The 21698-nt window shown below is 43.1% G+C and carries 20 protein-coding genes; 9 read left to right on the top strand and 11 right to left on the bottom strand.

Annotated features, from left to right (window positions below; translation table 11 throughout):
- Positions 1–33: 33 nt before the first annotated feature.
- Positions 34–2799, bottom strand: coding sequence for a methyl-accepting chemotaxis protein (locus BB427_RS16980; protein ID WP_069022116.1), 2766 nt, complete (start codon positions 2797–2799; stop codon positions 34–36).
- Positions 2800–3028: 229 nt separating this feature from the next.
- Between BB427_RS16980 and BB427_RS16975 the strand changes: the two genes are divergently transcribed.
- The 4 genes from BB427_RS16975 to BB427_RS16960 all read left to right on the top strand — a co-directional run bounded on the left by BB427_RS16975 (position 3029) and on the right by BB427_RS16960 (position 6526).
- Entirely contained in the window at positions 3029–4141 is a 1113-nt protein-coding gene (locus tag BB427_RS16975) for a sensor histidine kinase (protein ID WP_069022113.1), read from the top strand.
- The gene (locus BB427_RS16970; RefSeq protein ID WP_045990256.1) at positions 4134–4760 is read left to right on the top strand and encodes a response regulator; all 627 of its coding nucleotides are present in this window, start codon (positions 4134–4136) and stop codon (positions 4758–4760) included. The genes BB427_RS16975 and BB427_RS16970 overlap by 8 nt, the downstream gene beginning before the upstream one ends.
- A gap of 39 nt (positions 4761–4799) precedes the next feature.
- Positions 4800–5705 (top strand): histone deacetylase family protein, encoded by a 906-nt coding sequence (locus tag BB427_RS16965; protein ID WP_069022111.1) that lies wholly within the window; start codon positions 4800–4802, stop codon positions 5703–5705.
- 236 nt (positions 5706–5941) lie between these two features.
- Positions 5942–6526, top strand: a complete 585-nt coding sequence (locus tag BB427_RS16960) for a hypothetical protein (RefSeq protein WP_045990254.1) — start codon at positions 5942–5944, stop codon at positions 6524–6526.
- Positions 6527–6577: 51 nt separating this feature from the next.
- Here BB427_RS16960 and BB427_RS16955 read toward each other — a convergent pair whose 3' ends face one another.
- Positions 6578–7303: a substrate-binding periplasmic protein gene (locus BB427_RS16955; RefSeq protein ID WP_069022109.1), complete on the bottom strand. Its 726-nt coding sequence runs from the start codon at positions 7301–7303 to the stop codon at positions 6578–6580.
- Between the two features lie 140 nt (positions 7304–7443).
- On the opposite strand from BB427_RS16955, the gene BB427_RS16950 reads away from it, so the two are divergent.
- Complete coding sequence (locus BB427_RS16950) at positions 7444–8271, top strand: TPR end-of-group domain-containing protein (protein WP_021032582.1); 828 nt, start codon at positions 7444–7446, stop codon at positions 8269–8271.
- On the opposite strand, the gene BB427_RS16945 is transcribed toward BB427_RS16950, so the two are convergent.
- From BB427_RS16945 to BB427_RS16925, 5 genes are all read right to left on the bottom strand, one after another.
- Positions 8249–9211, bottom strand: a complete 963-nt coding sequence (locus BB427_RS16945) for a hypothetical protein (RefSeq protein ID WP_254663660.1) — start codon at positions 9209–9211, stop codon at positions 8249–8251. The two genes, BB427_RS16950 and BB427_RS16945, sit on opposite strands and share 23 nt — an antisense overlap.
- Positions 9156–9896 carry a ferredoxin--NADP reductase gene (locus tag BB427_RS16940; RefSeq protein WP_069022105.1) on the bottom strand — a complete coding sequence of 247 codons (741 nt, stop codon included), beginning with the start codon at positions 9894–9896 and terminating at the stop codon, positions 9156–9158. Before BB427_RS16940 ends, BB427_RS16945 begins: the two co-directional genes overlap by 56 nt.
- Before the next feature lie 69 nt (positions 9897–9965).
- Positions 9966–10931 carry a hypothetical protein gene (locus BB427_RS16935; protein WP_069022103.1) on the bottom strand — a complete coding sequence of 322 codons (966 nt, stop codon included), beginning with the start codon at positions 10929–10931 and terminating at the stop codon, positions 9966–9968.
- Between the two features lie 194 nt (positions 10932–11125).
- Positions 11126–11827, bottom strand: a complete 702-nt coding sequence (gene deoD / locus BB427_RS16930; protein WP_010369942.1) for a purine-nucleoside phosphorylase — start codon at positions 11825–11827, stop codon at positions 11126–11128.
- A 14-nt stretch (positions 11828–11841) separates the two neighbouring features.
- Positions 11842–13053, bottom strand: a complete 1212-nt coding sequence (locus BB427_RS16925; RefSeq protein WP_069022101.1) for a phosphopentomutase — start codon at positions 13051–13053, stop codon at positions 11842–11844.
- 308 nt (positions 13054–13361) lie between these two features.
- Here BB427_RS16925 and udk point away from each other — a divergent pair, with 308 nt between their 5' ends.
- Both udk and BB427_RS16915 read left to right on the top strand, forming a co-directional pair.
- Positions 13362–13991: a uridine kinase gene (udk, locus tag BB427_RS16920; RefSeq protein WP_010603723.1), complete on the top strand. Its 630-nt coding sequence runs from the start codon at positions 13362–13364 to the stop codon at positions 13989–13991.
- A gap of 12 nt (positions 13992–14003) precedes the next feature.
- A complete protein-coding gene (locus BB427_RS16915; RefSeq protein ID WP_069022099.1) occupies positions 14004–15227 on the top strand; it encodes a NupC/NupG family nucleoside CNT transporter in 1224 nt (407 codons plus the stop codon).
- Positions 15228–15397: 170 nt separating this feature from the next.
- On the opposite strand, the gene BB427_RS16910 is transcribed toward BB427_RS16915, so the two are convergent.
- A complete protein-coding gene (locus BB427_RS16910) occupies positions 15398–16282 on the bottom strand; it encodes a DMT family transporter (RefSeq protein WP_069022097.1) in 885 nt (294 codons plus the stop codon).
- 140 nt (positions 16283–16422) lie between these two features.
- On the opposite strand from BB427_RS16910, the gene BB427_RS16905 reads away from it, so the two are divergent.
- Together BB427_RS16905 and BB427_RS16900 are read left to right on the top strand one after the other, a co-directional pair.
- Complete coding sequence (locus BB427_RS16905) at positions 16423–17412, top strand: WD40 repeat domain-containing protein (RefSeq protein ID WP_069022095.1); 990 nt, start codon at positions 16423–16425, stop codon at positions 17410–17412.
- A gap of 386 nt (positions 17413–17798) precedes the next feature.
- Positions 17799–18221 (top strand): hypothetical protein, encoded by a 423-nt coding sequence (locus tag BB427_RS16900; RefSeq protein WP_254663661.1) that lies wholly within the window; start codon positions 17799–17801, stop codon positions 18219–18221.
- A gap of 67 nt (positions 18222–18288) precedes the next feature.
- Here BB427_RS16900 and BB427_RS16895 read toward each other — a convergent pair whose 3' ends face one another.
- The 3 genes from BB427_RS16895 to BB427_RS16885 all read right to left on the bottom strand — a co-directional run bounded on the left by BB427_RS16895 (position 18289) and on the right by BB427_RS16885 (position 21459).
- A complete protein-coding gene (locus BB427_RS16895) occupies positions 18289–18540 on the bottom strand; it encodes a DUF2999 family protein (RefSeq protein WP_010369956.1) in 252 nt (83 codons plus the stop codon).
- A gap of 8 nt (positions 18541–18548) precedes the next feature.
- Positions 18549–19748 carry an RsmB/NOP family class I SAM-dependent RNA methyltransferase gene (locus BB427_RS16890; protein ID WP_069022093.1) on the bottom strand — a complete coding sequence of 400 codons (1200 nt, stop codon included), beginning with the start codon at positions 19746–19748 and terminating at the stop codon, positions 18549–18551.
- 271 nt (positions 19749–20019) lie between these two features.
- Complete coding sequence (locus BB427_RS16885) at positions 20020–21459, bottom strand: chitinase (protein WP_083229904.1); 1440 nt, start codon at positions 21457–21459, stop codon at positions 20020–20022.
- Positions 21460–21698: the final 239 nt, after the last annotated feature.

Below are 21698 nucleotides of genomic sequence, written 5' to 3'. Positions count from 1 at the left end.
GAAAGATCAACAGGCCCTAGATTTTGCTGATCTTTAGCTCACCACTTTCATCAACTCCGCTTTAGTCTTGCCGATATCAAACTGTTCAACCATCTCTCGCAATTCATTGGCTTTACTCAACAATGACAGCCCCGATGCATTCGTCATCTCTACCAAAGTATTGTTTTGTTGCGTAATACCATCAATTTGTTTAATCGCTAGATTAATTTGCTCAATACCACTTGATTGCGTATTGCAAGCCTCAGCGATAGTTTGCACTTGCGATGCAAGTCCATACACACTTTCCACGATGGTTTTTAACGTCTCACCGGATTCTGACGCCAGCTTAGATCCTTGCTTCACTTTGATGTTACTGCTTCCCAACAACTCAGAAATGTCTTTTGAGGCGCTTGCACTGCGCAGCGCTAAATTTCTCACTTCTGAGGCAACGACCGCAAAACCTTTCCCTTTTTCTCCGGCTCTTGCAGCTTCAACAGAGGCGTTCAGCGCTAATAAGTTAGTTTGAAACGCAATAGAATCAATAACCTCAATGACGGTAAGTATTTCTTTGGCACTCTTACTAATTTCGGTCATTGCCTCAATCGTTGATTCAACTACCTTTCCACCTTGCTGTGCTTGCTGGTTCACTTCAATGGCCAACTGATTAGCCGATTGCGCATTACTGGCGTTTGAGTGCACGGTTTCGGTGATTTCACCAACTGATACCCGTGTTTCTTCAATAGATGCGGCTTGAGAAGAGGATCGTTCACTTAACTCTTCGATGCCTGTGGTGATCTGCTGTACCGAAACCGTGATGGATTCCGCCATGGCGAGTAGCTTTTGCATCATATTAGCTAAGTTGCCAACACTGGTATTCACCGATTGTTTCAGCAGCGCAAAATCACCCGCATAACTTTTTTCAACTTGGCGAGTTAAATTTCCCTGAGACAGCCCATCCATCACATTCATGCACTCCTTAAGTGGCGCTTCAATCGAGTCCAGCGTTTCATTCATGGCTGTAATTATGCTGGCGTATGCGCCATGATGATTGCTAGCGTCAGCTCTATGATGCAAGTCTCCTTCGCTGGCCGCTTCAGCAAGCTTTTCGGCATCGGTTAGCATCAATTTAATCGCACCGACACAAGCAAAGAGGCTTTGATAGATGCTATCAAACTCTCCTTTATAACCATCATTCGTTAAGGCGGGTAATTCTCCTTTTGCGATACTTTCTAGATATCCACTAGTAAGGGCTACGGGTTTAGAGACCGCATCAAGCGTTTCATTAACACCACGAATGATTTTCCGAAATTCCCCCTGATGCTTGGCTTCATCTGCGCGAGTAGAGAGCTCCCCTTCTCCTGCGGCGGCAACTAAGCTGTAAGTATCTTCAATAAGTAACGATAGTGATGAGGTGGCGCGCTTTAAGGCCATATGAATTTGCGCAAATTCGCCCTTAAACTCACCGTTAATCTGCTCGGGAATTTCTCCTTTTGAAAGCGAAGTAAGATATTGTTTTGTTTGGCTAATAGGTTGCTCAACAGCATCAAGTAGTTTGTTAAGTCCGCTGGCTATTAATTTCATAGAGCCAACGTATCCCTCAAGGTTTATACGTTCACTTAGTTTGCCATCGGAAGCTGACTTAATGAGCTGTTCAACCTGTCGCTCTGCACGTCTTGTCTGGCTTAAATCCTTAAATTCAAATACCGTACCCAACACCCTACCATTTTGATCGGAAACTGGGTTGGCGGTTACCGCAATGATTATGTCACCTACGCACCACTCCCACTCTAACTGACGTACTAATTGACCCGCAGCCTGGTGCAGTGCGTTTGAGCTGTGAAGTAAAGCTTCGGGAATTGGATGATTAACGACTTCAGTCGGCACACTTAACGCAGTGCGGTAACGATCAAATAAAGAATCACATTGTGCATTTACGTAGATCACTTGATTACTGTCATCACATAATAGCACAGGCGCGGCCACGTTATTTAGCGCATAACGGATCCGTAAGTTTTCTTTTGCTTGTAGCTCTAGCTTTTGAGTCGCATCAAGTAAGCTAGTTTGCATTTGCCGTAAATTTGTCAGTAAGTTACCTATTTCATCGTTACTGTGTACAACGACTTTGTTGTCTAATCGACCACTCGCAATTGCTTTCGCCACATCAGATGCACGGCGGATTGGACGAGTGATTAAATGCTGCATATACCAAGTCAGTAATCCTAAAGTCACAAGCGCAATAATGATGAGTCCTAGGGTACTAAAAAAGATAAGTTGGTTTTTAGTCGCGACAATTTCACTCGTTCTCGTGTCTACTAACGCGTTAATTTGCTCATTAATTTCAAGTAAGTAAACACTTGCTTGGCGGTCTATTCCACTCACTGAAGCATCAGCAAGGTTAATATCAAAGCCTGAACTTTTGAATAGTTCTGCCGCTTCACGATATTTTTGTCCTAAGGTGAGGTGTTCTTTTTGATATTCGCGCAACTTATTTTCTAGGGTAGTTGGTAACGTATAGGCTGAAACAATTGAACTGAGTTGCTTTTGTACCTCAGCTTCTTTGGTTTCAAGTCTTGACCAATATTTATTTAGCTGGGCAGGATCTCTTCCTCTAATTAGTACATTTTTCCACTCTTGTACTTGGGTTTTGAAATCATCGAGCACTATGTTTATTTGCTCGCGAGCAGCCAATTCATTGTCTATCATGCTGTCATACTGCTCCGCGACGCGTTTCATCACCCAAACAGTAATCATCGCACCGATGAGCATTACCACTAAACCCGCAGTTACCGCAGAAATAAGTTTTGCCTTAACACTTTTCATTCTGAGTATCCCTAATTATGAAAAGATTGTTACATAAAGATAGAACAGGAATAGTGGTGCCACAAATCAATGCAGTATCAAGGGTGAAAAACCGTTATTGCACTTTGATTTACAATGTAAAACTTATGACATTCGTCATCATCACAGAGTCACAAATATCTGCTAGGATAGGTTCGCAAGAGAATAAAGGAATAATACCTGCAGAGCAGGTTTTTAGCGGAGTAAGTAGATGTCGGCGTTTTTTCGCTATCCGACGGCTTGGTTGGTAACAACCATTTTCACTTGGTTAGCCGTTGCAATACCAAGTTTGATTTATGCTCAGCAAAAAGCACAATGGCTGCCTTGGGTACAGCATATCGGTGTTTTGATCCTCGTACTTTTATGTATCAATGAATCCGAAAAGTACTATGGCTACAAGGTTAGATATTCAATGCTGTTTGTATTGGCGCTTTTGATCCAATCAATTAACCTTACTTCCCCCGCCGCAATTCATCTCATTTACAACGTAAAACTCGTTGGGATCCTTGCTTTTTATGTTCCTTTAAGTTTTGCGCTTGGGTATATCCTAGTTACCTCCTGCTTATATGTTGCGTCGCAATACTTTTTTTGGGGACATGGTTTTGAATATCTCAACGCTGTGTTATTTGCTTGTTTTCAGTTATTTGCGTACGTGGTGTGTAAAAGAATGCAAAAAGAACAAGAAGCCAAAGAAGCGCTACAACTCGCTCACAGTGAGCTATCTGCAACGCAGTCTCTGCTAAGCCAAAGTATTGCTAAACAAGAGCGACTTCAGTTAGCACGAGAATTACATGACGATGTTGGACATCAAATAACCAGTCTGATTGTAAATTTAGATGTCGCAAGACGAACTGCGGCTGCACCATTAACCGAACTATTAGATAGCTGTTATTTGCAAGCTAAAGACACCCTAAAATGTATTCGCGATTTAGTCAGCGACAAGCGTAGCAACGAGCATATTGATCTCCATGATGCATTGCTGAGGCTTACTGAATCAATCCCTCGTCTTAACATTGAACTCGACTATGAACATCATCCGTTACTCGAGAAATTAAGTTATGCCAATTGCATTTTAAAATGCTGCCAAGAGGCCATCACCAATACCTTGAAGCACGCCAAGGCGGATAAAATGCAAGTACGAGTGTATTGTCAACAAGGATTAAAAGTACAAATAAGCGACAACGGCATTACCTTAAATAATATTCGATTTGGAAATGGTCTGGCTGGTATGCAGGAACGGATCCAAGAACTCGGCGGCAGTCTCGATGTGTCAACTCATCAAGGCGTAACATTAACTATCCATTTTGGGACGACAAATGGCTAAAATATCAGTTTACCTAGTCGATGATCAGGCGCTTGTGCGCCAGGGTATGCAAGCACTGCTTTCGCTAAGTGGTGACATTATTTGTTCTGGAAGTTGTGGCAGCGGCAGTGAGTTCATTCAACAGGTTCAATTAAACCAAATTACAGCAGACATTGTACTTTTAGATATGCGAATGCCTGAGCTAGATGGTGTCGATGTGCTCACCGAGCTTTTGCCTTTGGCAATCAAGTTTAAAGTCATTATCCTCACTACCTTCAACGATACTGCAAAGCTAAAGTTAGCCCTAGAGCTTGGTGCTAAAGGCTGTCTTCTTAAGGACGTGGACTTAGAAGCGCTAATTGATGCCGTTCGACAAGTCCATCAAGGTGAACTCATCATCCAAGACGAGCTTGCTGAGACCTTACTAAGACCTGACCCTACTTTAGATAAGCTCACCACACGAGAAAAGGATATTTTAAAACTAATCGCGAAAGGATATTCCAATAAGGAAATCGCCAATACATTATATAAAGCGGAAGGTACCATCCGTAACTCGGTTTCTTGTTTGCTCGCAAAACTACAAGTACGAGACAGAACACAGGCAACACTGAAAGCTAAAGCGCTCGGCTTCGGGGATTGATATTGCTACACTGCCATATCGCCATTTCCGGAGCCGTTTTTGAACAACCCAAATTTACCACTAGTTTATCACTCTAATTACTCATTCAATTTTGACCCAAAGCACCGCTTCGTGATGAGTAAATTTGCGCGTCTATACCAAGAAGTAGACGCATTAGGGCTCATTCACAACAATGTTTTTAGTCCTGAGCCCGGCGACCCATCGCCGCTCGAAAATGTGCACTGCGAGCAATATATTTGGGACTTATGGCGTGATCAACTCGACGCTAAAATGATGCGACGTATCGGCTTGCCTTGGTCGGAGCAGCTTATGGCACGTACTTTTACTGCGCCGCTTGGAACGCTAAGAACTGCAGAACTTGCGCTTAAACATGGTATTGCATGCCATTTAGCCGGTGGCACGCACCACGCACACTATGATTTTGGCTCTGGTTTTTGTATGGTGAATGATCTTGCCTTTACAGCCACGCAGTTGCTAGATAGTAATCAGATCACCAATGCCCTAATTTTTGATCTGGATGTTCATCAAGGCGACGGTACCGCCGCTATGCTAAAGCACAACCCGTATGTTTATACCTGCTCAATCCACTGCGAGAAAAACTTCCCGTTTCGTAAACATGCTAGCGATTTAGATATTGGCTTAGAAGTAGGGATCAGTGACACACACTACCTAGAAATTGTCGCACATACGCTTGAGTCATTATTGATCGATCTAAATCCAGATATTGTGCTGTACGACGCTGGTGTCGATGTTTGGCAAGGTGATAACTTAGGTAAATTGGATATCTCATGGCTTGGCATTGCGAAACGAGATGCACTGGTGCTGACCTTATGTCAAAAGCATGGTGTCCCTGTCGCAACCGTGATTGGTGGTGGATACGATAAAGATCACCAAAGATTAGCAAAGCGCCACGCGATTGTGGTGCAACAAGCTGCAAAACTTTAAAAAATGATGATCTTTTTATTTTGCTCAGTCGTTTATCATTATGAAGGGTTTGATTGGTGTAACACCTTTAGTTAATTTCCCCTTCACCACGGCACTGACTAGGCGCACCGTGTGGTGCGCTTTTCTTCTTACTCTCCTAAAAAAACACATTCATCAATATTTAAAAAACATTTAGTTTACACGAACAGCTCACCCTGTTAATGTACCCACTTCGCTAACTAAAACAAGGAATTAGTATGAAAACCAAACTTGCGATTATCGCTTCATTATTTGCTGCGAACTCAGCATACGCTACTGTGGAGTTGTACTCAGGTGCAAATAACTGTGCTTTAGACAGTAAACTGGAGGCTGCTGCTTTCACTAAACATGCGAATGCAGTTGGTAACTTAGAGGCGTTAACACAAAAACACAGCGAACAAGCGGGCGCCACGGAAAATGGCTACTTTATTTTCAATCCAGCCTACTTAAGAACTGATCGTTACTTCAACTGTAGCGTGCCGCTAAATGCCAATATTGGCCAATTTACGCTAACCGTTCATGGAACAACTAAAGGACTAACTGGTACTAATGCCTTTTGTTTGGTTTCAAAGATTCGTAAAGTGAGCGACGGCGGTATCGATAAATGGTTCAAGTTTAGAGAGACAGGTAAAGGTTTCTATTGGACTGATATATCTGATCCAAACGTAGCAGAAGAGCAATTTGTTAGCCATACCACCACTTTAGATAATAACTACGAAAGTGGCGCTGTTTTGGACCTCAAGTGCAGAACAACGTGGGATAAAGGCAGCGTGGCAGTTGGTCAAATTGAGCTTAGCTACTAATATTGATTAGTACCCTGACACTCTGGGCAATCTTTCCCTAAGGATTGCCCATTATGGTCCAACAAATTCTTGATTGTGCTTTACCAGTGCACGCCTAATTCGGTCTATGAGCATCGGATCTGTATCCTTGCTAAAAGCCATACATCCACGCTGCTGACTTGCCTTCGTCACTTCTAAAAGCGGTGTAACTTCGTCATCGTTAAGCCCTGCAGTTTTAAGTTCCTCACTCATAATGTATTCCGTTGACATTACAAGGTCTATCCGCCCTTTGAAAAAGAGTTTGTAAAAGCTTTTGGAGTCGGCGGCGACCACCAAATGATCTCCTTGAGTAAATCCGTGTTGAATCAAAAAATCATAATAGATATTGCCTTTTACTACTGCAGACGTGTATTGCTTGGCATCTTCCAATGAAGCCACTTGAATATCTTTGCGCGTTTTAAGTTTGAAGAAATACACGCCCACAGGGCGGATCAAAGGGCATGCCCATTCATAGTCAGCCTCACGCTCAGCGGTACGATAAATAGAGTAAATCATTGTATTTGGGCGCTCTTTGGCAATTTTCATTGCCCGTACCCAAGGGTAAACTTTTATCTCGTAGTCAATTTCAGCAGCAGCAAGCACTTCCCTTACCTTTTTTGTTGCTCTCCCAACAACCTCACCTTTGTCATTAGTGAAGTTGTACGGCTTCCACTCTTCGGTTACCACCAGTAGATCTTTTGCAGAGGCACTCAAACTCGTTAAAGAGAGTATAATCAGGCTATAAATCGCTAATTTCATTACATAAGCCAATATTTCTTCTCCGCTTTTTGCAATTCCACCTTAACTCATGCACCATATTAAAAATATAAAGTTTCAAGAACATCAATATGAAAAGCATAGTACTATTTATCCTTCTCGTCGCTTGTAGTTTTACGAGCATGGCGAATGAACAGGCAACGTCAAAAAAGCCGACAGAAAACCAACAACAACAAGCTTTATCACAATTACAAGAGCCCATGTATAGGCCCTTAATTGAGCGTTATATTCTTGATGAATTAAGAGCAGTCAGAGAAGATCAAATGCGCTTAAGAGCTGATATAGAGAAGAAAATCAGCCACTCTCAGCTAGATACTGCAGATCGCGCAATTACCTACACCACGGATACCATCAATAATGTGCTCTTTTTGATCACAGCAGCTGCGTCTATCTTAGTTGTCGTTGGTTGGACTTCTTTTAGAGATATTAAGAGTAAAGTAGAAGATATCGTTAGCCTGCGCGTTGGCACGATCACCGACGAATATGAAAAGCGCCTTCAGGTTATTGAAGAGAAATTACGCGAACGTTCTGAAGAAATCCTCAATAACCAGAAGAAAATCTCTATAACGAATGAAGTACACTCTCTGTGGATGCGGGCAAATCTTGAGAGTGACATGAATTCTAAAATTGAAATTTACGATGAGATCCTAAATCGCAAACCGGAAGATGTCGAGGCGATTGCCTACAAAGCCGATGCGTTATTAGAGCTTGGTCAAACCAACACAGCAATTGCTTTGTGTAATCAAGCATTAGAAATTGACAGTGACTATGGCTATGCCTATTGGCAGCGCGCGTGTGCTTACTCCATGCTATATAAGCATGCAGATGCGATGGCCGACATCCGTATGGCTTTGGAATATGCGCCTAACTTAAAGAACGAGTTACAACACGAGCCAGCGTTTGCAAGCCTTGCAGATAACCAGAGCTTTAACGAGCTGGTGAATAGTTAAGTTGTTTTAGCAGCTCGATTTGTAACTGCGTAATCACATCGAGCTGCTTCTTAGAGATAATTAACGGATTTTCAATTTGATGGATTGCAGCCCCTTGCAAATTAAAGTGTTTTTTCAGCTCAACCATCATATTACTGTCATAGAAAAGCGCAGCCAAAGAGCCGTCTTCAAATGCTTGTGTTAAGCCATACTCAAGGCGTTTATGCAGTTTAATATCCTCTTTGCGGACATAGAAGTATACCATTGAAGGGTAGAGTAACAGGTTCTTATCGCTATAAGTCACTTGCTTGTTATCGAACGCCTTGAGCTCAGGTACGACTTCAATGACACCTCTTGGAAAAATCTTACTGGCACTATTTGCAAGCACTCTGTAAACTGCCAACCCATCAACATATTTTTCTACCGTAAAACCCGCTTTTTCAAAAATCTGAACGTCAGGCCAATCCTGCCCCAAGACGACGTTGAACTTTTGTAGCTCAGCTAATGATAAATGCACATTCAGCTTGCCGCTGTCGGCCACGTTCATTGCCAGTGCCCTAATACCAAAGCTGCCAAACGCGATGGGAATGGCCACCGGCTTTGCTTGAGTGTCTCTCGCGGCTGTTGAGACCGTCCAGAACACATCGACATTGTGCTTTAGCAATTCCTTAAATTGCCTTGACTGATTAATTGGTAAATCAATCGGCTCTATCCAGTACTCGCCATATTGCTCTCGTGACTTATCTAAAGCTAAACGCAAGACTGACAAAAAATATTGGTTCTGCGGTGTGCCATTTTCTTCTGCTGCGTCCACAACCCTAATGACCTTTGGCTCGGCAGACACAGTATTCGCGGTTACCAGCAATAATAAGCATAAGAGATAAATAACACGAGCCTGCATAGGATCACCAATATTGCTCAACGGTAATATGCCCAGGCTTGGCTCTCCTATGGCGTTCATATCCCATACTCTGTAACTGAGCACTTAGCTCTTTCACCATTTCGGGGTTACCACAAAGCATAAAATGACTGTTATCCGGAAACTGCTTATAGCCAAGGTGAGTTAATAATTGCTTGTTTTCTATCAGTTCAGTGACGCGCCCTTGGCAACCGATCTCAGGTTGTTCCCGTGTAACAAGCGGCAAATAAGTAAAGCCATCCCTTTGTTGCTGCAGCTGCTCGAGCTCTTCACGGTAACACAAATCTGCATTTAGCCGCACACCATGAATAAGGATCACCCGCTTAACCTTCTGCCATACTTCGCCTTCTCTGAGCATAGACAAAAATGGGCCAACCGCCGTACCTGTACTTATCATCCAAAGCGTATCGCAAGGTGGTAGTTCATCTAGTATAAAAAAACCGTTTGCTTGGTAAGCTACATTGAGCTCATCACCGACTTGTAGCTGATGTAAAGGCACTGAAAGGTTGCCGTCGGGCACTTCAACTAACAAGACTTCATGAATTGGTTCTGATGGCGAGTTTACAAATGAATATGCTCTCGCAATACGCTTATCCCCTTGTTGCAAACTCAATTTAGTATATTGACCAGCCTTAAACGGTGCGATATCCGCTTTAAATTTGATACTGAATAATGTGGGCGTCCAATGTGTGATTTCGACGATTTCTCCTTTTACCCATTGCGACATTATTTCTCCAAAACTCACAAGCCGTATTTATTTAACGATAACATAACCATGGCAAAAAAATTGGCTTTGTCAAAGTTTCGGGCACCAGGTTTTTCCTAATTCAACAGGAAGCGGATCCCTGACGATGATCTGTGAAGTGACTTTCGGCAGCGACAGATTAAACTTGTCGATGTGCGCATTCACCATGGACGCATATCCTGCATTTGCAGCGCCAAGCGAGTAGGCTTTCATTGTTGTCGACACGGTTACGACTTGTTTGTTTTGCTCTAGCTGTTGTACCAGCTCTCGCAACCAGCCAAGATAATTCTGATTATCTTCTATTAGAAAAGGCTCCGTCGCAATATCAGCAAGCGCCTTGTGGTAGTTTGAGAAGTCTGAGTTGAGTACATATATCCCAAGACTATTGATTGATACCTGCTTCACAGCCCTATAGTTTTCATCTTTTGCGTAATGAGTCGCCGCATCAACGTAATAGCTCAGCGCCTCATCGGCTTCGCCCATTGCAAATGTTGCATTGCCAAGCGCAGTTAACAGCCCTGCTTGCATAAAGCTTGGTAACATCTCTCTATCCACGCTTTTTAAGAGATTGTAGCCAATCGCGGGTTGCTCAAGGCGCGTGTACGCAATCGCGATGTTCACTTTAAGTGCAGACTTATGCTGGAAGCTGGCCGGAGTGTTCATTGCACATCGATAATGCCAGATAGCTTGTTCATTCTGGTTACGGCGACGATAACCGACACCAATATTAGTCAGAATTTTCGCCCTATCTTCATCCGCGAAAGTCTTGAAGGGTGGCGCTTTAAGCGTATTTAGCGCTTTAATAAAAATGGCGTTATTGAACGTATTGGCACTCGCTCTAATGGCAAGGTAATGAAGTTGATATAAATCTGCAACAGCAAGATCCTCCCTAGCAATCGCGTTTTGGTATGCCTTAAGCGCTTCATCAGGCGCGTTTTTAACCAGAGATTCAAACGCATCTAAGTCAACTTCGGCATTCGCCATTAATGCTAACAAGCCCAGAACAAAAATCGCCATCGTCCAATACCAATACCTTATCATTAGAAAAACTCTACCACCTTTATGTAGTGTAAACTAGTCAAGGGAATTTCGGATGGACAAAGATCAAAAAAAAAGCCGCTTCAAGCGGCTTTTTTGGGTGTGATTCGCGTTGTTTTAGGCGTGTCTCCAAAACTCTGCGATTACGTTACCAAGGAACTTTTCAAATTGTATTAAATTGACTCTAGGGCAATTTTAACCATTTCATTGAACGTGCTTTGACGCTCTTCCGGCGGCGTTGCTTCACCAGTAATAACATGGTCACTTACTGTGAATAGTGCCATCGCTTTTGCACCATATTCAGCTGCTACACCGTATAAACCAGCTGTTTCCATATCAACAGCCATGACGCCTAGCTTGTCTAATTCTTTATAAAATTCGCCATCGGCTTGATAGAAAGTATCTGTAGTGAAAACATTACCAACTTTTGCTTCAATACCTAAACGGCGAGCAGCGTTTACGCCATTTTCTAATAAACCAAAATCAGCAATCGCAGCGAAGTCATAGCCACGTACACGAGCACGATTCACATTTGAGTCTGTGCTTGCGCCTTGTGCAAAGATCACATCGCGGATCTTGATGTCTTGACTAATACCACCACATGTACCGATGCGGATCAGGTTCTTAACACCAAAGCTAACAATAAGCTCACGAGCGTAGATTGACATAGATGGAATACCCATGCCTGAACCCATGATGCTAACTGGCTTACCATTGTAAGTACCAGTAAAACCAAACATGTTGCGAACGTCAGTTACCTGACGAGCATCTTCCAAAAAGTTTTCTGCAATGTATTTTGCTCTTAGTGGGTCGCCCGGCATTAATACCGTTTCTGCAAAATCACCTGGCTTTGCGCTAATGTGTGGAGTGCTCATATTGTTTCCTTTAGTTAGGCTTTTATCTCGGCCTTAAAGCCTTCACCGTACTGCGTTGCATCTAAATCAAACCACTGGGCAAGCGTTTGACCTATGTCAGCAAAACTTTGTCTTTCTCCTAACGGAGTATTGTTCATACCCGGTGTATATGCCAATACGGGCACGTACTCTCGCGTATGATCTGTGCCTTCTGCGGTTGGGTCACAACCATGGTCGGCAGTCACTAAAAGCAAGTCATCAGCTTTTAGTTTGGCAATAATTTCCGGTAAAAATGCGTCAAACTCAGCAAGTGCTTCTGCATATCCCACTGCATTTCTGCGGTGACCAAACTTTTCGTCGAAGTCGACTAAGTTGGTGAAGATAAGACTATGGTCTGGCGCTGTGTCCATCACTTCGCTTGTCTTTGCTAGCAGATTCAAAAGACCAGGCGCTTTATGCTTTTGTGTGATCCCTTGATGCGCATAGATATCTGCAATTTTACCAATACTAATTACTTCGCCACCGTCATTGGCTAGCTTATCTAGCACAGTCGGCGAAGGTGGTAATACCGAATAGTCTCGGCGGTTACCAGTACGAATAAAGTCGGCACTTGAAGTGCCTATAAATGGCCGCGCAATCACTCGTCCTATATTCATTTCATCAAGCAGTGCCCGTGCGATTTCACATACTTGATAAAGCTTGTCAAGTCCGAACGATTGTTCATGAGCGGCTATTTGAAAGACGCTATCAACTGAGGTGTAACAAATCGGCTTACCGCTTTGTACGTGTTCTTCACCCAGCTGTTCTAAAATCGTTGTGCCCGACGCGTAACAGTTACCCAAAATGCTAGGTATGTCTGCTCGTTTGCACAATTCATCTATAAATTCTTGTGGGAAACATGGGTTAGTATTTGGGAAGTAACCCCACTCAAACAATACTGGTACCCCGGCCATTTCCCAGTGGCCAGACGGCGTGTCTTTACCACTCGATAATTCTTTTGCATATCCCCAAGCAGCACTTGGTTCTATGGTTTGCGCCACAGCGCAAGTTTCTTTACCTGCAGCTTCACATGCTGCAATAAGGCCTAGTTTAGAAAGATTAGGTAAGTCTAACGCTTGTCCTTTTTCCTCTTTATACGCCTGCAATAAATGAGCGAGAGTATTAGCGCCTACGTCACCAAACTTTTCTGCGTCCGGTGCTGCGCCAATGCCTAGGCTATCCGCCATTAAAATGATTGCTCTTGCCATAGATACCTCTCTATACTGCTCAGGCTGTTATTTATTCTTAAATACATGGTTACCTTAAGCGTTGGTTACTTTATGTTTGGTTAAAAAAATCGTACAGGACATAAGTCCGCTGTCATAAAATAGTCACAAAATTCACGAAAAGCTGCGATCTTGCTAATTTAGCTCTGTCGCCCTTAAGCGGACATAAGTCCTGTTTTGAGTCCGCCAAACCCGTTAAATTTGCTCATTAAGCGAGGCAAAAGAGATTAATCGTGTCTTTTTTGCTATTGTGATCTTCCAACATAAACAACTGCTGGGTGTGAACTTTAGTGACACGAACTATTATAGCCATAGCTGGCGCATCTGCGTCTGGTAAGTCTCTTTTTAGTCAAACGATCTACAACGAATTAGTGAATGAGCTTGCCTCAGGCACTATCGCGGTAATCGAAGAGGACGCCTATTATAAAGATCAATCGCATTTACCTATAGAGCATCGTACTCAAACGAATTATGATCATCCTGATGCGTTTGAACACGAGTTGTTACGCGAGCATTTAACTAAGCTTCGCCTAGGTGAATCCGTAGAGGTTCCTACCTACGATTACGGACAGCATACACGTAGTGATAAAACCCGAATAGTAAACCCTGCTAAGATACTAATCGTCGAGGGTATATTACTACTGAGCGATCCTGCATTAAGTGAAGAGTTTGATATCAAGGTGTTCATTGATACACCTTTGGATATTTGTTTGCTGCGTCGCATGCAAAGAGATATAGAGCACAGAGGAAGAAGTCTGTCATCTGTGGTAGAACAATATCAGGCGACGGTAAGACCGATGTTTTATCAGTTTATCGAGCCATCCAAGCATAATGCCGACTTGGTTGTGACCCGTGGCGGTATGAATCGCGTTGCGATTGATATTATTAAAAGTAAAATAAAATATTTGCTACAAGAATAACGGGAAATTGGCATGACAACAATTATGAGCTTAGTGGGCATGATGATGCTCCTAGGCGTAGCATTTGCGTGTTCAACAAATCGCAGTGCTATTAATAAGCGTACCGTAGGCGTTGCGTTTTTATTGCAAGTCCTTATTGGTGGCTTTGTACTCTTTATTGAAGCGGGTAAAAATGTATTAGCTTCAATGTCTAGCGCGGTTGCCAAAGTGATTAGCTATGCTAATGACGGTATCGGTTTCTTGTTCGGGCCATTAGCCAAACAAGACTCACTAGGGTTTATCTTTGCGATTCAGGTATTACCAGTGATCGTGTTCTTCTCAGCGCTCGTTGCTGTGTTGTATCACCTTGGTATCATGAACTGGATCATTAAAATTTTAGGTGGTGGCTTGCAAAAGCTGCTGCAAACATCACGACCAGAGTCGCTTTCAGCTACGGCAAATATTTTTGTCGGCCAAACGGAAGCCCCTTTGATCGTAAAACCGTTTATTCCAAAAATGACGCAATCAGAGTTGTTTGCAGTTATGGTGGGCGGTTTGGCGACGGTGGCAGGCTCTGTTATGGCGGGCTATGTGGCGATTGGCGTTGAGCTTAAATACCTCATTGCCGCGAGCTTTATGGCAGCTCCTGGTGGTTTCTTAATGGCAAAAATGATTGTGCCAGAAACCGAGAAGCCACACGAAAACCTATCTGATGTAGATAGTGGTGATGATAAACCAGTAAACGTAATTGATGCGGCAGCATCAGGTGCATCAAGCGGTATGCACTTGGCACTGAACGTTGGTGCGATGCTACTTGCGTTTGTGGCACTAATTGCGCTACTAAACGGTTTACTAGGCAGTATTGGTGGAATTTTTAATTACCCAACACTGACGCTACAAGAAATTTTAGGCTACGTCTTTGCCCCTGTTGCTTGGCTACTTGGGGTACCTTGGTCGGAAGCCGTGACGGCGGGTAGTTTTATCGGCCAAAAATTGGTAGTTAACGAGTTTGTTGCCTACCTAGATTATATGAATTATCGCGATACGTTGAGCACGCACACTCAAGCGATTGTCACATTTGCTTTATGTGGATTTGCTAACTTATCGTCGATTGCCATCTTACTAGGCGGACTTGGTGGTATGGCCCCAAGTCGTAGAAAGGATATCGCTCGCCTAGGGCTCAGAGCAGTGTTAGCAGGGTCTATGGCTAACCTCATGAGTGCAGCAATTGCAGGTTTCTTCCTCTCGCTAGCTTAGAAACTTATTGAGATAAGCCGCAGTTGCAAAACAATTGGTTGGTTGCTTTAAGGGGTTAAAGTGACCACACTAACTTGAACGATACTTCACCAAAGGGCCTTTTAGGCCCTTTTATCGTTTCTGAGAAACACTTTTTTGACCACCCTTCTTAAGAAACCAGTACCTCTCACCTACAGCTCCTTCATCGCTTTTGGTGGAAATATCTTTTCTTGTAACCCAGTTACTAGGCTGACTCCAAGCAAGACTAAAATACTGCCAAGGATTGTGTTAGCACCGATTTGCTCTTGCAAAAAGAGATGTCCCCATAAAATCCCAAACACAGGAATTAAAAAGGTAACAGATAAAGCAGACGCAGCGCCGAGATCTTCGACTAACTTAAAATAGAGAATATAGGCAACGCCCGTACATAATATGCCAAGTCCAACTACCGCACTTATCACTGTAGAGTCAGGCGCTTCTCTCATTGGCATAAACCAAATAAAAGGCAATACCAATAGCGCAGAGCCCCATAAGTTCCCATGGGCATGATTGAATGCGCTCATTTTTGGTGCCGTTTTGGTGTAATGAGAGGCCACCGCATAGCTCAGAGTCGCACACAGGGTTGCAATAATAGGTAACCATGCACCTTCGTCCAATACGGTGCTATCCAACCCAACTAGCGTGATAACACCTGCAATCCCAAATCCACATCCTAGCCACACCGACTTTTGAGTCGGCACTTTTAGCCAAAACACACTGATTATCACCCCCCAAAATGGTGCGGTTGAATTTAAAATTGAGAGCATTGAAGCATCAAGTGTTTGTACTGCATAAGCGAATAACATAAAAGGTAATGCTGAGTTAAACAGCCCGAGGATTAGAAAGTGCTTTTTATACTGCCAAAAATGTAAATTACGCTTTAATACTAAGGCAACCGCGGCGAGCGTTAGCGCACCAAATAAGACTCGAAATTCAATGAGTACAGCAGGACCAAGGACACCGGCAGCCACCTTCATAAATAAAAATGAGCCACCCCAAATTGCGGCAAGTAACACTAAACCAAGAAACCCTTTCACTCCATACTCCAAGGTTAATATTAATGGAGCTTTACCTTACGCCGATATATAAATACAGCACAAGCCATTTTTGGTACTGTCATTAGGATGTGTTTAACTTTCTTTGAGAAAGAGGGAAAGGCTAAAACTTAAGGTATAGAATGAGACTCGCTTTTTACGCAATGATAGTCGCTTTGCTTATCCTCACAGGATGTAGCAAAAGGCAAACTCTAGAGCCAACAGAGCAAATACAATTGACTCAGTTGCCGGTTAGTCTCGCCCAACTTTCTAGTGACGCTGCGCTAACCTTACTACTCATTGACGATCATTTACTACAAGTATGGGATAACCAAAGCCAACAGCTGATTAAACAAATCGAAGGAAGTAAATACCAACTTACTTTTCGTGACGCTTTAATAGCGCCGAACAAGCGCAGTATTCTGAGTATTTCGGACACCCAACTTAACATCTGGCAATTGCACTCAAACGAAGTTGTCAGTTATCCATTACCTGAGTTTGACTCATTTATTCGCGTTACCAAGGCTCTGTGGTCCAGTGACGAGCAGTTTATCGCCCTTGGCTACAATGACGGCAGCATACTACTTTTGAGTTTAAATGAGCAGATTATCACCAGAATAAACCTTCATGAAAGTAGCATTACACATTTGATTTTTAACCGGAGTTTGACCTCGCTCTACTCGGCATCTTTAGACGGCCACGCTAAAAGGCTTGAGTTACAGAGTAAAGAAGTCACTGTAGATTATGAGCTGCCTCATCGTATTACCAGTTTAGCATTATCACAAAATGAACATTGGCTGTTCGTATCTGACGCCCTGCAAGACCAAAAATTCATTGATACACGCACAGGTCAAGCAGTGTTATCTCTATCCTATCCTCAGCGCTTCAAGTTTTTTCGAAGTGCACAGTTCGTCGCTGACGACAAGTTTCTGCTAACCACCTCTTCCAAGGAATATATTTCGCTATGGGAATTAACGTCGGGAAAAGAGATTGTCAGCTGGCCAATTGCACAACTGAATCTGGGCAGCACCGTTTATGATGTACACATCTCCGATAGCAATGTGCTTACGACGATAAGTTCAGATGGGGTATTAGAAAAGTGGGCCTTAACACCTATATTGTTTGATTATTAGAGACAAAAAAAGGTAGCATTCATCGATATTAAAAAATAATAAATACATCTATGGATCACGCAAATTTTGACAATCAATCGCACTGTTTAAATTGTCACACTCAACTTGTTGGCGAGTACTGCTCAGGTTGCGGACAGAAAAAAGCGTCGAGACTGACCTTTAAACACATACGCATTTTGCTTCAAAGCGCGCTGCTTGAACTCGAGTCCCCTTTTTTTAAATTACTTTTTGGATTATTACTTCGACCTTTTAAGACCATTCTTGGATACTTGAATGGACAGAGAAGCCGTTTTGGTAATCCCTTCAAGTTTAGTTTTATTCTACTCACCGTGATCGTGCTTGCCTCGCATCTACTTGAAATCAGCTTCATATCCAGCAGTCAACTTTTGGAATCGAAAGAGCAGCTCAAATGGCAATCTGAAATCGCACTATATGAAGCAACGCACATTTATCGCGTCTTTATTCTGGCATTCTTACTCGGATTAGCCTCTAAGCTAGTGTATCGTTCTGCGCCCTACACAATGCTGGAGTACGCTATAGGACACCTACTCATTCTAACCCTAAGCATACTGATATTCTCAATTCCACTAATGCTGGGTATCTTCGCCGAGCAGCTTTACGCAATTTTTTCGCTCTTATTTTCTGGTTTGTACAGCATAATACTTAACTATAAAATGGCGGAAAATGAGCTAATAAAGTGGAAAAATTGGGGTAAGGCAATACTTGCCTACGCGATAGGATCGACCCTATTTTCTGGTATTCTCGGATTTTTATTTGGGGTGTACGGTGGTTTTACTCACAAGATTTGATCTGCATGTGAGTTATTTAGCTATGCCCTAGACAAGGCTGAGCTTGTCTAGGGCATAGCCATTAATACTACTGTTTTAGCTGTGCTTTTGCAGCCTCAACCTTTTCAAAATCAAGACCTAATTCGTTAACTGCTTCTTTGATCAATGCAGGATTTTGCATTACCAAGCCCATCAACTGTTGAAGCTTTTCGGGTGGAATACCTAGTTGCTGAATAGTCGCCATCGCCATCATTGGATTTTCAGTCAGCTGGGTAAATACCGCTTGGATCTGTTCATCCGAAATATTGTGCTCTTTAAGTAATGCAATGATTGGGTTCATCTTGTTTCCTAACTAATTTTTACTAATCGTGCGGCGTAAAAACCGTCAAATTCTGAATTTACTCCTGGCAGTAAACGTAGTGAGTCTTCTAGTTGCCAATTAGGGTTATTTGCCAAAAAGCGTTCAACCTGCTGCTCATTTTCAGAAGGAAGAATAGAGCAAGTTGCATACACTAGTTTGCCGCCTACCTTACACATTTGACTGTAACGCGCCAGAATATCGGTTTGCAAAGCAATAAGTGTGTCTAAATTTTGCGAATTCAAGTGCCACTTTGCATCTGGATTCCGCTTTAATACACCAAGACCAGAGCACGGCACATCCAATAGCACGCGATCAAACTTCTCTTTTTGGCGCTTAATGGTTTTATTGTTTTGAATAACACGCGTTTCAGCAACATGCACACCTGCACGTTTCGCTCGTTGTTTCAGCGTTTCAAGCTTATGTTCATGGATGTCCATAGACAACAAGCGACCTTTATTCTCCATTAGCGCCGCTATATGTAAGCTCTTGCCACCAGCGCCTGCACAGGCATCAACCACTTTATGGCCAGGCTGTATTTCTAAAAAAGGCACAATTTGCTGAGAACCTGCATCTTGCATTTCAAACCAACCCGCCTGAAACGCTTGAGAGCGGAACAGATGGCTATTGGACTCAACTTTTAGCGCAACATGAGAATCAAGTGCAACCTGTGAAACCTTGATCCCTTCTTTTGCCAGAGACTCTGTTACTGTCGCAATATCGCTTTTTAGGCTATTGACTCGCAAATATTGTTGGGCACTTTGATTTAGCGCGGATGCAACCGCAGGCCACTGCTCACCCAGTTGCTCATGCGCAACCTCGTTTAACCAATCAGGTAAAGATAAATGAACGGCTTGAGGCGCCTGCTCAATTAAGCTTTGCAGCTTTTCCAGATTATAACGCTCGGTATCCACCCACTCTGGAAGCGGCTGCGCTGTAACAACTTGGCAAGTTAACCAGTAGCCAAAGCCATCTAGCGGCATTTCTTCATGCTCAAGTAGGTAAGCCAGTAACCGTTTAAAGCGGAAGATATGGTAATAATTGCTCACCACATACTGCCTTTCATCAAGGTTCCACTGAGGGTTGTTCTGTAGTAATTGAGTTAATGCTTTATCGGCATGAAGAGAAGTATCTAGCACATGTTCAATGCACTCAGACAAAGTTTGGACTAACGAGCGAGTTACAGACACGATATGGTCTCGATTATTGCTAAAACACTATTTTAGCGCGCATACCATGGGGCATCAATTGGAGTTTATGATCTTTGCCAGAGAATCTTAAAAATTGTGGGACCAATATAGTAAGCCCCACAGCTATTAGCTTATTTAACCTGAGGTTTGGATAAGAAATGAACTAACTCATTGTTTTTAAAATAATATTAAATTATTTCCTTGTCTAGCCAGAGAGTTTTAGCGCTAACTGGCTGCTAGAAAGGCATTAATTATCCGAAGCTCAGGTTATTTAGTTAACCGCTAACCAAGGGCCCGAGCCATCGGCAGTTGGGATATTTCCTTTGGTCCACCACTTGGCTTCGTAAATCACACCATTGTAGCTCGCTCTATCACCTTTTAAGTAAACCTTGTCGGCATCCCAAGCAGGTACACCGTCAACAGGCGGTTCAGTCGGGTTGGTTGGTAAGTCATCAACGACACGAACTTCAGGCCAGCTTGCGTGTGATTGATAAAAGTTTGTCACGCATTTCTCGTAGTCTCCCGGCACAAGTGCGGAATAAGCTGTTTGATACCCCACAAGTTTGCACTCAAATGAATAACCTCCAGGGCGGTCTGCATAATAAGCCCAATCACCTTCCCAGTTGGTGTAAAGGACATCAGTCGCGCCGTCGAGGTTTAAGCTACCGTATGGTGTTTGCTGCCAACAGGTATTTTCTTCATCAGCTTCAATGGTGATGTTGTAATAATGCGAGAGTCCTTCCCAATAACGAATGCGGTTAACGGGCTGACCTTTGTCTTTATTTTGCGCGCCGCATTCAATACCACCATTGATAATATTAATCGTGGTACCAAAGCCATAACCAATCCCCGCCTCACTTTCACGCAATGATGGCGTCCAAGTTCTATCAATAACGTGTAACATTGCAGGTTTTGGTGCTTGCGGCGTTAAGAAAAACCAAATTGCAGACGCTAAATTTAGCCAAGAGTCTGCTACTAGACCCGGATCGTTTAATAGCACCGTGGCATCACCATTAAACATGACTTCACTAAATGCGCCATAGTTGAAGTGATATGAAAGCTGCTTAGCGCCTCGGCCAAAATATCCTTGCCCTGTACCGCATGGCCAGCGGCGATTCTGCCAGTCATTTTGTCCGCACCCTGTGGTATAGCCAGCTTGCCCTTCTGACCAACCCATTTCACGCACATGAACCAATGCTTGTTGCCACTCTTCTAACCCGAGAGGGTTATCAGAAGTGTTGTCTTTGGCAATATGCCCCCCGGTTTCTTGGGCAAAATGCGCAAATGCAGTCACAATTGAGCGTTTACAGATTACGTCGGCGTCTCGGCCATCTGTATAGTCGCCACAAAATGCGGGAAACTTACCAATAGCACGTAAAAAACGCGTGTAGGTGTATTCAGGCGCCGCCATTTGCGTAAGAAATTGCCACTGGGTTTGACCAAATACTCGCTCAGCTCTTTTGACATTATCTGGATTACTGGCAAGCCCCGGCGCAATGGCCTCTACAACGGCATTATCTCTTGTTTCCAGTGCTTTAGACCAAATAGCATACATAGGGTTATTGGTCTTCGCGCTCTCGGCATTATCCAATTCTATTCGAGAAACAATATAACCATTGGGGTTTTGTGGATCGGGTTGAGGACTCATGGCCATCACTTGACTTGCAGTTATGGCAAGCGAAACTGCGGTCGCTAATTTTAGACTGTTCATACTTTTCCTTTACATGTTGTTGTTGATAGTGGAACCCACCAATTCAACAATTATTAACAAAATGACATCGCTGTCAAATTTTGTTCACTTTTTATTCTTACAACACATATAATAAATTTCACAAAAATCGATGAACCTTAGCGTTTTTGGTACATAATCCAACGTGGTATGCTAGGGCCTGTTGACCTTTGCTATTTGATTTTTGTTCTCCTGAGTGCGTTTTGGTCGCGACGCTCGAC

It is taken from the genome of Pseudoalteromonas sp. BMB, assembly GCF_001709235.1.
GTDB lineage: Bacteria > Pseudomonadota > Gammaproteobacteria > Enterobacterales > Alteromonadaceae > Pseudoalteromonas > Pseudoalteromonas maricaloris.
The sequence above is the reverse complement of the archived record's forward strand: the minus strand, read 5'-3'. Positions and strand labels throughout refer to the sequence as shown.

What these genes read in the sequence shown, in the direction of transcription:
- BB427_RS16980 (WP_069022116.1), bottom strand. Translation starts at nt 2,799, where the DNA reads ATGAAAAGTGTTAAGGCAAAACTTATTTCTGCGGTAACTGCGGGTTTA.
- BB427_RS16975 (WP_069022113.1), top strand. Translation starts at nt 3,029, where the DNA reads ATGTCGGCGTTTTTTCGCTATCCGACGGCTTGGTTGGTAACAACCATT.
- BB427_RS16970 (WP_045990256.1), top strand. Translation starts at nt 4,134, where the DNA reads ATGGCTAAAATATCAGTTTACCTAGTCGATGATCAGGCGCTTGTGCGC.
- BB427_RS16960 (WP_045990254.1), top strand. Translation starts at nt 5,942, where the DNA reads ATGAAAACCAAACTTGCGATTATCGCTTCATTATTTGCTGCGAACTCA.
- BB427_RS16955 (WP_069022109.1), bottom strand. Translation starts at nt 7,303, where the DNA reads ATGAAATTAGCGATTTATAGCCTGATTATACTCTCTTTAACGAGTTTG.
- BB427_RS16950 (WP_021032582.1), top strand. Translation starts at nt 7,444, where the DNA reads ATGGCGAATGAACAGGCAACGTCAAAAAAGCCGACAGAAAACCAACAA.
- BB427_RS16945 (WP_254663660.1), bottom strand. Translation starts at nt 9,211, where the DNA reads ATGAACGCCATAGGAGAGCCAAGCCTGGGCATATTACCGTTGAGCAAT.
- BB427_RS16940 (WP_069022105.1), bottom strand. Translation starts at nt 9,896, where the DNA reads ATGTCGCAATGGGTAAAAGGAGAAATCGTCGAAATCACACATTGGACG.
- BB427_RS16935 (WP_069022103.1), bottom strand. Translation starts at nt 10,931, where the DNA reads ATGGCGATTTTTGTTCTGGGCTTGTTAGCATTAATGGCGAATGCCGAA.
- deoD (WP_010369942.1), bottom strand. Translation starts at nt 11,827, where the DNA reads ATGAGCACTCCACACATTAGCGCAAAGCCAGGTGATTTTGCAGAAACG.
- BB427_RS16925 (WP_069022101.1), bottom strand. Translation starts at nt 13,053, where the DNA reads ATGGCAAGAGCAATCATTTTAATGGCGGATAGCCTAGGCATTGGCGCA.
- BB427_RS16915 (WP_069022099.1), top strand. Translation starts at nt 14,004, where the DNA reads ATGACAACAATTATGAGCTTAGTGGGCATGATGATGCTCCTAGGCGTA.
- BB427_RS16905 (WP_069022095.1), top strand. Translation starts at nt 16,423, where the DNA reads ATGAGACTCGCTTTTTACGCAATGATAGTCGCTTTGCTTATCCTCACA.
- BB427_RS16895 (WP_010369956.1), bottom strand. Translation starts at nt 18,540, where the DNA reads ATGAACCCAATCATTGCATTACTTAAAGAGCACAATATTTCGGATGAA.
- BB427_RS16885 (WP_083229904.1), bottom strand. Translation starts at nt 21,459, where the DNA reads ATGAACAGTCTAAAATTAGCGACCGCAGTTTCGCTTGCCATAACTGCA.